General features: G+C 46.9%; 13 protein-coding genes. 7 read left to right on the forward strand and 6 right to left on the reverse strand.

Annotated features, from left to right (window positions below; translation table 11 throughout):
• Positions 1-70: 70 nt before the first annotated feature.
• Positions 71-448, reverse strand: a complete 378-nt coding sequence (locus EKM75_RS03080; RefSeq protein WP_125692030.1) for a hypothetical protein — start codon at positions 446-448, stop codon at positions 71-73.
• 254 nt (positions 449-702) lie between these two features.
• Positions 703-1,590, reverse strand: a complete 888-nt coding sequence (locus tag EKM75_RS03085) for a LysR family transcriptional regulator (RefSeq protein ID WP_125692031.1) — start codon at positions 1,588-1,590, stop codon at positions 703-705.
• Between the two features lie 373 nt (positions 1,591-1,963).
• Between EKM75_RS03085 and EKM75_RS03095 the strand changes: the two genes are divergently transcribed.
• Both EKM75_RS03095 and EKM75_RS03100 read left to right on the forward strand, forming a co-directional pair.
• Positions 1,964-2,524, forward strand: coding sequence for a hypothetical protein (locus tag EKM75_RS03095; protein ID WP_125692033.1), 561 nt, complete (start codon positions 1,964-1,966; stop codon positions 2,522-2,524).
• A 30-nt stretch (positions 2,525-2,554) separates the two neighbouring features.
• Positions 2,555-3,118, forward strand: coding sequence for a hypothetical protein (locus EKM75_RS03100; protein WP_125692035.1), 564 nt, complete (start codon positions 2,555-2,557; stop codon positions 3,116-3,118).
• 273 nt (positions 3,119-3,391) lie between these two features.
• Here EKM75_RS03100 and EKM75_RS03105 read toward each other — a convergent pair whose 3' ends face one another.
• On the reverse strand, positions 3,392-3,910 hold the full coding sequence (locus tag EKM75_RS03105; protein ID WP_125684355.1) for a MarR family winged helix-turn-helix transcriptional regulator: 519 nt from the start codon (positions 3,908-3,910) through the stop codon (positions 3,392-3,394).
• Between the two features lie 151 nt (positions 3,911-4,061).
• On the opposite strand from EKM75_RS03105, the gene EKM75_RS03110 reads away from it, so the two are divergent.
• Positions 4,062-4,997: an ATP-binding cassette domain-containing protein gene (locus EKM75_RS03110; protein ID WP_125684353.1), complete on the forward strand. Its 936-nt coding sequence runs from the start codon at positions 4,062-4,064 to the stop codon at positions 4,995-4,997.
• Between the two features lie 16 nt (positions 4,998-5,013).
• Positions 5,014-5,787 (forward strand): ABC transporter permease, encoded by a 774-nt coding sequence (locus EKM75_RS03115; RefSeq protein ID WP_125684350.1) that lies wholly within the window; start codon positions 5,014-5,016, stop codon positions 5,785-5,787.
• A gap of 110 nt (positions 5,788-5,897) precedes the next feature.
• Here the strand turns inward: EKM75_RS03115 and EKM75_RS03120 are convergent, their stop codons facing one another.
• Together EKM75_RS03120 and EKM75_RS03125 are read right to left on the reverse strand one after the other, a co-directional pair.
• Positions 5,898-6,257, reverse strand: coding sequence for a hypothetical protein (locus tag EKM75_RS03120; RefSeq protein ID WP_125692037.1), 360 nt, complete (start codon positions 6,255-6,257; stop codon positions 5,898-5,900).
• 153 nt (positions 6,258-6,410) lie between these two features.
• Complete coding sequence (locus EKM75_RS03125; protein WP_125692039.1) at positions 6,411-7,340, reverse strand: tyrosine-protein phosphatase; 930 nt, start codon at positions 7,338-7,340, stop codon at positions 6,411-6,413.
• A 256-nt stretch (positions 7,341-7,596) separates the two neighbouring features.
• Here EKM75_RS03125 and EKM75_RS03130 point away from each other — a divergent pair, with 256 nt between their 5' ends.
• Both EKM75_RS03130 and EKM75_RS03135 read left to right on the forward strand, forming a co-directional pair.
• Complete coding sequence (locus EKM75_RS03130) at positions 7,597-8,169, forward strand: DUF2975 domain-containing protein (RefSeq protein ID WP_164508714.1); 573 nt, start codon at positions 7,597-7,599, stop codon at positions 8,167-8,169.
• 40 nt (positions 8,170-8,209) lie between these two features.
• Entirely contained in the window at positions 8,210-8,407 is a 198-nt protein-coding gene (locus EKM75_RS03135) for a helix-turn-helix domain-containing protein (protein ID WP_164508720.1), read from the forward strand.
• A 111-nt stretch (positions 8,408-8,518) separates the two neighbouring features.
• On the opposite strand, the gene EKM75_RS03140 is transcribed toward EKM75_RS03135, so the two are convergent.
• Positions 8,519-10,348, reverse strand: coding sequence for a DUF5776 domain-containing protein (locus tag EKM75_RS03140; protein WP_125692045.1), 1,830 nt, complete (start codon positions 10,346-10,348; stop codon positions 8,519-8,521).
• A 798-nt stretch (positions 10,349-11,146) separates the two neighbouring features.
• Between EKM75_RS03140 and EKM75_RS03145 the strand changes: the two genes are divergently transcribed.
• Positions 11,147-11,875 (forward strand): GntR family transcriptional regulator, encoded by a 729-nt coding sequence (locus EKM75_RS03145; protein WP_125692047.1) that lies wholly within the window; start codon positions 11,147-11,149, stop codon positions 11,873-11,875.
• The last annotated feature ends 244 nt before the right edge of the window (positions 11,876-12,119 follow it).

Consider the following 12,119-nt stretch of genomic DNA (forward strand, 5'->3'; position numbering starts at 1 on the left):
CCTTTAATTTTGACTAGAAGCCTATCTTACGGGGAGAACGACGGAAAACCAATTCGACTAACCAATCCGACTAACCAATCCAATCAATCGGTTTTTTCGATAGGTCCCGTTCCTGACTAAGTTGCCAGCAGCCATGATCCCAAATGAATGTCAGCTGTAAGAAAACAGGAGTAGTCGGTTGGTTAACCGCGTGCATAGTAGCTTTAACCTGAACCCGACCGCAATGATCGATTACCTCCGAGTGGGTCGGTGAACCGATGTGGGTGTAGGTTAAATTTTCGTTTTGAATTGCGTCGATCCAATCGTATTTGGCTTGCACGATACCCTGGCGGGAATGACGTTTAGCTGTGACTGCCAGGCCTTGGTTGAGCCAACAGATGTCTCTGTGAACTAGGGCAACGGTTAGCTGATCACAGCAGGCCAGCAAGGTGAGTGGTGAAGGTTGCATGGTGCTAAGTTCCTTTCTTAATCAATTGAACGATTCTTATCTTAACGGGCCCGGAACTGAAAACCAATTGCGTGTCACGATTGAATAAATCGGATAAACCGATGTGTTAGCAGAAAGTTGGTCAGACGGGGATTAACGAAGGGAGTTGGGATAAAAAAAGGGTCAAGGACTTTTGTCCTTGACCCTTTTAACGCGCTGAACGTATATTGCTGAACGTGCGACAAAAGACTGTCGGCACTGTTCTACTTACGCAGCTAATCAAACTGTGCTTTTAAGATTTCGGCAAAGGTTTCAATGTAGTAACCAGAATTGTCCTTCTTCCAGTAAGCGTAGTAGTGTTGCGTGAGGTCCCGACCGTGGTCCATTAGTTTGAGAACCCGATTGGCTGTGAGGTTGATTTGGTGCGCGGTCCGGCTATTTACCACGATGTAGCCCTGCCCGGTGGTTGCTAGCATTTGGGCTTCGCCGAAGCTAGAGGCGATTTGGAAGGGGCTTTGAATCCCGAGTACTTCACGATAATAGGTCTGCTCGGAGGCATATTCGTCGGCTCCGGTAATTAAGATACAGGGTAGATCTGCGAGCTCCGTGGTATCAATGACGGCCTGATTGTTAGTAAAGGCTTGCGGACCGACGACTACCATATAGTCAGCAGCGGTTAAGAATTCATTTTCAAATGCCGATGAGAGTTCGTAGCGTTGATCGGAGAAGTTTAAATCAAGGTGGCCGTCACGTACTTGACTGAATAGTTCGGCGTAAGAGTCACTGTGAATTTGTACTTTGACTTGCGGAAATTCACGAGAGAACTCGGCAACGGCTTGGAGGAATTCTTGTGAACCGAACTTGCGTAAGTAACCCAATTTAAGGGTGTAAGTCTCGGCGGCCTGAGTGGCGATGGCCTGAGTTTTCGTGACGAGCTGGTCCACCTGATCAAGAATTACTTGCGCGTGTTGATAGAAGTAGACGCCCGCGGCAGTTAATTCAAAACTGCGGCCCTTTCGTTGAATCAGGGTGACGCCTAGGCTGGACTGCAGCTCTTTGATACGTTGGGAGAGTGATGATTGGGACAGGTGACAGTCGATGGCAGCCTGCGTGTAGCTGTGATTTTTCACGACAGCAATGAAGCATTCAATTTGACGAAACACGATACCAGCTCCTTTGACCAGACTTATTACTGATTAGCATAACCGACTGGGGGTGGCTTGCCAAGATTTATTGAAAATGTGGCGTAAGGTAAGCAGCTGTTGGCATAGCTCTTCAGCACGTAGCACGGCTATCGTTTGACTCACTGAGTTTGCTGGATTGCTTACTAAGTTACCATCATTTTTTCGGATAGATGATTGGATCAGATAACGATAAGTACCATTATTATTTGAATTTTTGATTCACTACTCCGTCAAACGACAAATTGTGACACCCACGCTTGCTATACTGAAGCGTAGTTAGTTACATAAATAGTCATTAACCGTGTCAATGAATGCTGGTTAATGAACTTGATTTTGAGGAGGAAAAGATACCATGCGAGTAAATAGACTTTTTAGTGCGTTGATGGTGGCCACGACGATTGGTGCGACGGCGGTCGTCACTGTACCTACCCAGGCCCAAGCCAAGTCAACGAGCAGTTTGAAAACGTTCCCTAAGGCAATGCGGGGAACTTGGTACCACTATGAGGAAAACAATGGTTATTACTACAAGTCGATGAAAATTTCGTCGAAGAAGATGACGGTCAAAAACTTCCTTAATCCTTTTTACCAAAAACAGGCGAAGTGGACGGGGACTATCCATCCACTTAAGAGTCAACGGACGTTTACTGAGGGGTCGAGTTCTAAGAAGGCCCACTGGACTAGTGCCCGGAGCGTAAAGGGTGGTTACACCACTGTGTTGGCTTATGGTATTGGTGCGACGAATGGTGGCGGAACCTATAAAGTCATCCACAAGACCTACAAGGGTAAACCCGTCAAGGTGCTCTACAGCAAGCAATTTATGACAATTCAAGGGACCAAACAGGTAACGGATCACTTTTACAAGACTAAGGCACAGGCCAAGTACTTTAATCCAGTTGGTGCGTTACATAAATAACTCATTCATGAAATTAGGAGGAATAGAACAATGAAATTAACCAAGATGATGGGGGTACTCCTAGCGTCAGTTGGATTTGGCGCTGCCCTGGTCGTTGCCAATCCAACGACGGATGCGCAAGCCAGTGCCAAGATGAGCTTAGCCAGTTTCCCACAAAAGTTTCAGGGTACCTGGTACTATTACCAAGGCGGTCACTATGATCAGTACACAATCGGGGCGCAACAGACGTCTGACCGCAGCTTTTACAATAAAAAATGGCATTCTGGTAGCTCAGTCGTGAAAGTTACCGCTTTAAATAAAGATATGAATAACATTAAAAAGGGTAAGTACAATGATCTTTTATTTATGAGCAAGGGCTGGTTGGTTGATCAGCAGTGGCAACAACACCACAAGGACTCTGCCTTTGGCACGGTAGGCACCGAGTCTTACAAGATTGTTAAGCGTCACTATAAGGGTAAACAAATTAAGTCGCTGTACATATACACCATGTGGAACATGGGGGATGGCGAAGCTCACCTGCAACACTACTACAGTACCAAGGGCCAAGCGAAGGCCTTTAATCCAACAGGAGCAGTTGAAGACTTTACCAACTAGTTAAGTCGGAGAGATTCAAGGGTTAACTGAAAATTTCGCGTACAAAAAACCACAGCCGGTGGTCGTCCAAGGTTGTGGTCATCGAGAATAGTGATATTTATTAATTTGGGTTTGGGACAAAAGTCTCAAACCTTTTTTTCGTTCCGAACATATCTAGTCAAAACGAGCGACAAACGGCAGTCAACGCCGTTAAACCAACAATCCAAGACCAGGATTGTTCGTCTAGCGACGTTAATGCTCATTGACTAATCGCCGTTTGTCGCCCTCTTAAATTTACAAAAACCAGTCGCGTAACCGGTCCGCCACGACCTGCTGGAATTTGCCAGATTGGTCGGGGGTAATGGTGTCGATTTCGTCGTAAAGGTTATGGTTGATTTTCGTCAAGATGGTGGTGAGCTGGTCGAGTTCCGTATCCGTCAGTGAATCCAGATAGGCCGGCACCTGAGCCGTTTCGGTGGCCGCCGTTTCACGGCCCAAGTCAGTCAGGCGAATGATGGTCTTGCGCCGATCAGACGTCGACTTTTCTTTGGTAACGAGCTGCTTTTTAACCAGTTTGTTAACAAACTCCGCTGTGGACTGCACCGTTAGATTTAGGCGGGTGGCGAGCTCCTTTTGTGAGAGACCATCGGCTTGGGCAAGCGTCAGGAGAATCTTTCCCTGTCCCTGAAACCGCAGGGGGTGTTTATCCTGTTCCGCATGGTAGCGGCGGGCTACTTCGTCGGCGGTGTGACTGACCATTCCGAACTCGATCAGTTTTCCAGCCGCACTTTTTTGTTTATTTATATTAGGCATGTTATCGCCCTCCTACGGCTATTATACCCGACAATGGCTAGCAGGGGCATTCAATATTTGAGAGAAACTGTTGACAAATTTATCAGGGGGCCTTATTATAATTTTAGTCAGGGGGACCTGATTAAAATGTGAAAGCTAAGAGGGGACCAATATGTCAACAAAGAATGCAATTGAAGTCAGCCACCTGACCAAGCGGTTTGGGCAAAAGACGGTGGTCGATGATATCTCGTTTAACGTGCGTCAAGGAGAAGTCTTTGGCTTACTCGGGCCTAACGGTGCGGGGAAGACCACGACCTTACGGATGATGACGACGTTACTCAAGGCCGATGCGGGTCAGGTAACGATCTTTGGTCATGACACGGTGAAGGAAGGTCGACTGGCCCGGTCCATGTTTGGTCTCACCGGTCAATATGCTTCCGTCGATGAAGATATTTCGGCACGGGAGAACCTGATGATTTTCTCCAGACTGAATGGCCTTTCACGTACGGCCGCTAAGCAACGGACGACTGAGTTACTAGCAGAATTTTCACTAGAAGAGTCGGCGGATAAGGCGCTGAAAAACTTTTCTGGTGGGATGCGGCGTCGGCTGGACCTGGCCGTTAGTTTGATTACCCGACCGACCTTAATTTTCTTAGATGAACCAACGACGGGGTTAGACCCCCGTACCAGAGCGCAAATGTGGACGACGATTCGGCAACTCGTGAAGCAGGGATCAACCATCGTGTTGACGACGCAGTATCTCGAGGAGGCCGACCAACTAGCAGATAATCTCGCCATCATTGATCACGGCAAGCTCGTGAAGATGGGGACGCCGGCCGAACTCAAGGAACAGATTGGCGGTGCGAGATTGGCCTTCACTGTCAGTCAGGAAGATCAGGTTCAACCGGCCGTTCAGCTGTTGACCGGGCAAGTGACCGGCGTCATTCAACAGACGGGCCAACAACTGAGCGTCCCGTTAAAACAAATTACCCAGTTGCCACCGATTCTGGCGGCACTCAAACAAGCACAAATCATGATCAGCCATCTTTCAGTGAAGGAACCTTCGCTAGATGACGTCTTCATGAATCTAACCGTTGGTAAGAACTAAGGAAGAGGGATGCAAGATGGATGTACGAATGCACAAGGGAAACGTCGTGATGAACACGGCGACAATGGCGTACCGCAACTTATTGAAGACAATTCACAATCCGGATAGCTTTATGGATGTGGTTATTCAGCCAGTGATGTTCATGTTGATGTTTGGCTATTTATTTGGTGGGGCAATTGCTGGGGGCGTCCGGGCCTACCTTCCCACCATCGTGCCAGGAATTTTGATTCAAACGATGTTGTCAGCCGGAACCGGTTCTGGGGCTCAAATCAGAGAGGACCTCGACTCCGGCGTCTTCGACCGATTTAAGTCGTTGCCAATGGCCCACATTGCACCGTTGGCGGGGCAACTGTTTGCTGACAGTCTACGCTTATTGCTGGCGACCATCACGTCGCTGACCACTGGCTACCTGATGGGTTGGCGGCCAGCCGTCGGTTTCAAGTGGGTCGTGGTGATTGGGCTTCTGGCGATTTTCACCGGCTGGGCGTTGTCCTGGATTTTTGCACTGTTGGGCTTGTTAGCTAAGAGTGCCGCATCCGTTCAAAGTCTCTCGCTGATGACGATGCTGGTCCTGTCGTTCATGTCGAACGCGTTCGTCCCACTGCACTCGTTGACCAAGCCATTACGGTTCATCGCCAACCTGAACCCAGTCACCTACGTGATCACAGCCATTCGGCAAATCTTGGCGACGGGTGGTTGGACGCACGAGGCGTTGTTGGTCGTTGTCTTTGATGTGATCATCGTGGCGATCTTTGCACCGCTGGCGGTTTGGGCTTACGACCGGAATTAGTCAGGGAGTTATGGTAGAGAGTGAGTAAAGATGCCAAATATGTTTGTCTGAAATCTGGCAAAAATAAAACTGGCTAAGTCCCTGTTTAAAAGGACTTAGCCAGTTTGTGATTATTTGAGATTCAGAGCCTGCCCGTAGACCCAGTAACGATGCGTGGTGTGTTTGTTCGTTGATCGGATACGGTACCAGTCGTATTGGGTTCCTTGGTTAGCCATCAGGTCAATCGAGACCTTACTACCAGCCTTGAGTTTGGCGTTTTTCCAGCTGGTGGTCTTGATGATCTTGTAGGTGCTGTTGGGCTGATGATTAGTTAGTTTAAAGTGCTGGTAATTCTTTTTGATTGTTGTCGTCCCATGATACCGGTGGTACTGTACGGTTCCCACCAGCGTATTAGCGGAACTGACCACTGGACTAAGACTTAACGTACTGATTATCCCCATAACTCCTAAGATGATTGCTGACTTTTTCATAAATAAAACCTCCCCAAATTTGTTTCAGTTAGAACACTTCTAACGGTAACATTATTGAGGAGGCTTTATTTTAATTTCAACTAAAGTTTGATAAAACGTATTATTTTGTTATTTAGCCAAAATGATTTAGGCCTTATTCAAATAGCTATGCCCTTATTTAGCTGGGGTTAGGTAGTTGGCTTGCAATTGTTTCAATTGCTTGTTGGATAAGCCTAAGCCCTTGTGCAGGAAGTTATCCATGTTACCGTACTTGGTGTTAACGGCCTTGTACATAGTGTTTAAGTAGGTCATTTTGACACCATTTTGGGCCTTGAAGTTGCTGATGACGGTTGGCGTCAGATCCTTACCGGCAGCCTTCCAGCCAGCTTCTTGCTTGGCCAAGTTTTCCTTATTCGTGTCGACTAAGTAAGTGTTGGACTTCAAGTAATCCTTGGCAATCGCCTTCTTGTTAAAATTCAAGGCAGACAGAACCAGGACGGTTCCCATACCGGCACGGTCTTTACCGGCTGAACAGTGCCAGAGCACGGCTTTGTTTTTAGGGTTCTTCAGTAATTGGTGGAAGAGGGACTTGTAAGCTTTCCGCCCCTGGGCAGTGGTGATGGCGTCGTGGTAAGACTTCTTCATCATCTTGTCGCCGGCATCCTTCTTAGAAAAGTCTGGGAAGGCACCGAAGGACTTGAAGACGTTAGCTTTAACTAGTTTAACGCCGCTCATTTTCACGTCAGGGCTTTTCTGTTGTTCAATGACGGTCCGCAGATCGACGTCGGTGGCCACGTGGTAAGTTTTAACCAATTTCTTTTGGTCAGACTTAGATAGAGTGGAAAGACTGTTGGAACGAATTAAGCGGTGCACCTTAATCTTTTGACCCTTTTGGTTAACGTAGCCGCCCAAGTCACGGGCGTTAGAAGCACCTTGCAACTTGATGTGAGTCGACTGGGACTTGACCGTCTTGGCCTTAGTCTTCTTCGTTGTCTGAGTCGTCTTGGTCTTAGCAGCGGCTGTAACCGACAGCAGTGGTTGTTGCCAACCCAACGTGGTGGTCAATAGCAATGCGGTTACTAAGGTACTGATTCGTTTATTCATATCGCAAACTCCTCCTCTTATCTTGGTGCAAATCCTAGGATACCTGACGAATGTAAGAGAATGGTGTTGATTATGTAAAGATAAGGGGCATGAAAGAAATTGGATATAACATCGTTTATAAAAGATGGGGCGAGCTGGTTTTTAGTACGTCGAAAATGATAAGAGTGGCGAAAATCAATTATTGTTGTTCAATTATTGATTATCGAATAACGATATGTTAATATCGAAAGTGAATAAAGGAACGGGGATGTTGGCTATGCCAAAATGGGTGAAGTTTTTTACGAATTTAATGATTGTGATTGTTCAGATTTCGATATTGTTTGCTTATGTGGGATTCTTGTGGCCACTGGGGTACCTTTATGAGGGTTACCACGGGGACGTGGCGCAAGCGGTTTTGGATAATGATGACTTCTTACGATACTCAGCCCATCATTTGACGGCCGGAGCGATGGCCAGTTTTCCGGGCTGGCCGTACGTGTTATTGATGGCCGTTGGCTCAGCAATTTGGATAGGAGCTTCCATCATGTTTGCTAAGGCAATGGTTAAATTGCTCAATAATGTGGTCGAAGAAGACTACTTTTCTCAGAACAATATCGCAGCGGTTAAGCGACTAGTTGTTGCCCAATGTTACGTGGTCATCGGTGAATTCTTTCTCGCCGGTGGTAATCAGCTCACCAGTAGCTGGCTGCGGGGGTATAATAATGGGGCATTTTCACAAACGTGGACTAATACGATTGATTCAATCGGGTTACTAATCGTCTTAAAAGTCATCTCAGTAATTTATGAACGCGCTATGACCATGAAGGTTGAAAACGATTTGACGGTGTAAAGGAGGATGCTCGGTGGTTAAACTGACATTAAACGTGGTGATGGCGGAACGGAATATCAGCAGTCAAGAACTCGCGGCTGCCATTGACATCACACCAGCCAATTTGTCCATCTTGAAGACGGGCAAGGCTAAGGCCATTCGCTTCAGCACATTGGAAAAAATTTGTCGGGTTTTAGCGTGCCAGCCCGGTGATATTTTGAAATATGTGGCTGATCCGACAGAGTCAGAAGATAAATAGGTGAGTTGAACACAATAGATACTTAATCGATAATAAAAAAATGGTGCGAAAGATTTTAAATCTCTCGCACCATTCTTTTGCTTTTATAAAGTTAAAAATAACAATTTTCTACTACCTCATTGCTCTAACCAATCGTGGATTAGCGGTAATGTACCCACCGGCAACCCGATAGCGCAACGTTCCGGCGGTTGTCGTGTTCTGGCCTTGAGAGTAATCCCAGCCGAGTACTTTGAAGGTGTGGTGCACTTGCTGTGGGTAATGCTGTTTCCGTTGAGTGAGGTTCACGTTAGCGTAGCGGTTTACGGCGGTCTTGGCGCGGATTTGGACAGGAACACTGTATTTTCCAGCAACGACAAAGTGGCGGTTTCCCGAAATGTATTTACCATTGGTGAGGAGTAGACGGGTCGTCTTTCCACGGGTGACGACCTTTTTGACGGCTAGTTGTTTTCCTTGGGCGTAGGCAACCTGGGGTTGAGACAACGCTGCGGAGCCATAACCGTTGATGCCGCCAGGATTGATGACAGTCACAGTCTGCGGGGCGTTTTGGTAGTAGCTAGCCGTGACGTAGTCGTTCTTAGTGGTGACGTAGCCGGTCTCGCCATACGTTTGGGAATGCCGGTTGGTGTCTCTGACCTGATAGCGGTCATTGCCAGCCTTAGAGGTAGTAACACCAGTTACTAAGAAGGTCGGCTGCTTCATCTGTGGCTTTTTGGCAAACCAGGCAAGTCGGTTGGCTGCACTGAAGTTCTTACGGCTATACAGACCGATTTTTTTGATCGCTGAGAGATAAAATTGTTGGAAGTCTGCTGTGTCATTTTCCGTTGGTGTGGTTGGTGAGGGGGTCGGTGTCGGTGCTGGTACTTCAGGTTCCTTGATGGCCATACCAGGTTGGGGTTCACGCACGTACGTTTGATTGCCAGTGAGCCCGTGATCTTGACCATCATAGAGATTCAGTAGTTGTTGGGTACTGTCATTTACCGTTGTGTCCGAGTCACCCAGAACGGCGCCTTGAGGGTCGTAAACCTGATAATTCTGCAGAAAGCCGTCGTAGCCAGCGAATGGTGGTTGGCGGTTTAAATTAAAGCTGACTTTGCCATTACCGACCTCTTGCCAACGATTAGTGACCATTGAATTACTGTTCGTTAGATCGTAGAGGCCACTATCGTTGAGAATGTGAGTGGGACTGACGGTGAGACAGTTGATTTGGGCGTTGGCGTCAATATAGTCTTTGTAATTAGAAGTGAGTTTGTCGGACGAAGAGAAGTTACCTAAATTGAGCACCTGTAAGGCTGTACAGCCCAACGTTAGGCCATTCAGGTTGGTAGTATTATCTGTTTGCATTTTGGAAAGATCCAAGTAAACGAGCGAACTATCGTTTTGAAACATATTTGCTATGGAGTGGGGATTGTTGGCTGTGAAACTTGGCGCAGTAAAAGTTGTTAAGGATTGATTGCCGGCAAACATGCCCATTAGGCCAGTTGGGCCGGCAAGACCGGTTGCATCCAAGTTACTGACGTCCAGGTTATTTAGACCAGTGTACGTGGTCACACTGGAAAAGTTAGCGAAGAGATAGGCGGGGTTGGCGCCAACGTTAAGCTTGCCAGCAATGTTAATCTTCTGGACCTTTGCTTGAAAGTCAGCCTTGGTTAGGCCAGCTTGATTGTCTTCAACAAGATCAGTCAGAAGTTGGCCATTGGGAATCATCATCCAGCGACCAGAAAATTTGCGCAACGTGCCACCCTGTAGCGTTAGTGTGCCGTTATCCAAGGTCCAGGGAATACTAGTTTCACCCGAACCAATGGTGCCCGAATAGCTAGTCTCATCGCGTGTAGCCGCTTGGGCAAGGTGTTCTGAGGGCAGACTTCCCTGATGGAGAATGGGAGCTAATGGACTCAAACCGACGAGCAATCCTAACGTGAGTAATCCGACTTTCCACTTCATTAGATAGACCTCCCTGAAACAAATATGTGTTAAACGGGTCAAATCGATTGATTATTACTAGTGCTAAAGGTTGAAATCTCGAAGAACGTTATCAAACTAAGAATCGTCAGGCGTTATAGACCTAAAATTAGTCTCACCCGGCCACTTGCGGCAGTCAGAGATTCCGTCTGCCGTCGACACAGCTATTTCCACCTCTAACCGCCTCCGGTTAAACATGCTCTTGAAACTAAGCTAGCTTAAACACTGGAATAACAGCATTTGCTCAGTATTATTGGCACGCCACCAGGTAGCCGAGAGTGAGTCAAATTTGGACTAAGCCGTGGGATTTTTAAGTGATTTTCTTGAAAATGGCGACTTGAAGACGTGTTTTTCGGCTTCAAGCGAGGGACAAGACCGCCCTTGGGCTTGTCCCGTCCTTTCCACCGCGTTCCAGTCCAAATTTGGCGAACGGTAAGGCGGCAATTTCCCACTATGTCTGACCCAATCCTGGTTGTATCAGGTATGGTGGGTGTTTCAGTGTGTTCAACCTTTAGTTACCATTGTTAGTGTATCATTGAGCAACCGTGATAATGAACGATATTGACTCGTTTATGGGTAAATATTTAGAAACGCTAAAAGGCAACCAAATGTTGAGAGAATTATTAACGTATGAGGGTCCCGTTTTTAATGAACAACCGGTCCTCACTGCACTTAAAAAATGGGCGGTTCATTCTTTGAGCAAATTGGTAAGACCAATTAGAAAAGTCTGTTATACTGGGAGCGATTATTAGCGTGTGAAGCGGAACGTAGGAGAAAATGATGGCAGATTTGATTTACAGAGAGGTCGTCAACGACCTAAAAAAAAGAATCCTCAGTGGCGAGTTCGCGGACCGCAAGTTTCCCGATGAACGGCACCTTAGCGAGAGCTATCAAGTGAGTCGGAGTACGGCTAAGCGAGCGCTCAACGTGTTATCTGAGCAGGGAATCGTGTTTAAGAAACGGGGTTCCGGGACCTACGTGAATCCGCTGTACTTAAAAGATAAGTCGATCTTCCGCTTTGAGGGGAAAAATCTGGGTGTGACGGATAGCCTCCAAATCGGGGATGAACAGCCCCAGAGTGACATCCTAGATTACCAGGTGATTGCGGCGACCCCTGAGTTACAACAGGATCTGTTTCTCAGTAGCTCGGATTTTGTCTACCGGATTAAACGGCTCCGGATTTTTGAAGAGCAGCCGGTGATTATTGAGACAGGGTACATTCCCATCAAGATTTTGCCTGATCTATCTCCGGATGCCGTGAAGACCTCTATCTTCAATTACTTAAACGCGGCCCAGGGAAAATCGGTGACGCGATCATTCTTATCAATTTCGGTGGCCCCCTCAACGGTTGAAGACCGGCAACTGCTTCATTTATCGGCGACGGAACCGGTAGGCGTCATGGACGGCATCTTTTTCTTGGATGATGGGACCCCGTTTGAGGTTTCTAACATGCGGTTGCATTATCAGTATATGAAATATAATACATTTGTTAATTTGAATGAAGATTAGTTGATTTTTACCGGGAAGGTGCTAAATTTACCGGTAGGCGGACAAGGATGATGGATTGTCCCTTCAAGCAATCGTTCTGCGTGAACGGCTTTTTGAAGGGGTAATTAATCAATAATCACCAGAAAATCTAACTAATTTTGGAATTGGACCGTATCAATTTTGAAAAAGGTTGACTTTTTGAAATTTTCCGGTATTATTGGGAATATAAATTAACCTCTGATTCACGTTGATTGTGTAGAAGTTT

The sequence above is a fragment of the Levilactobacillus tongjiangensis genome, from assembly GCF_003946345.1.
Taxonomy (GTDB): domain Bacteria; phylum Bacillota; class Bacilli; order Lactobacillales; family Lactobacillaceae; genus Levilactobacillus; species Levilactobacillus tongjiangensis.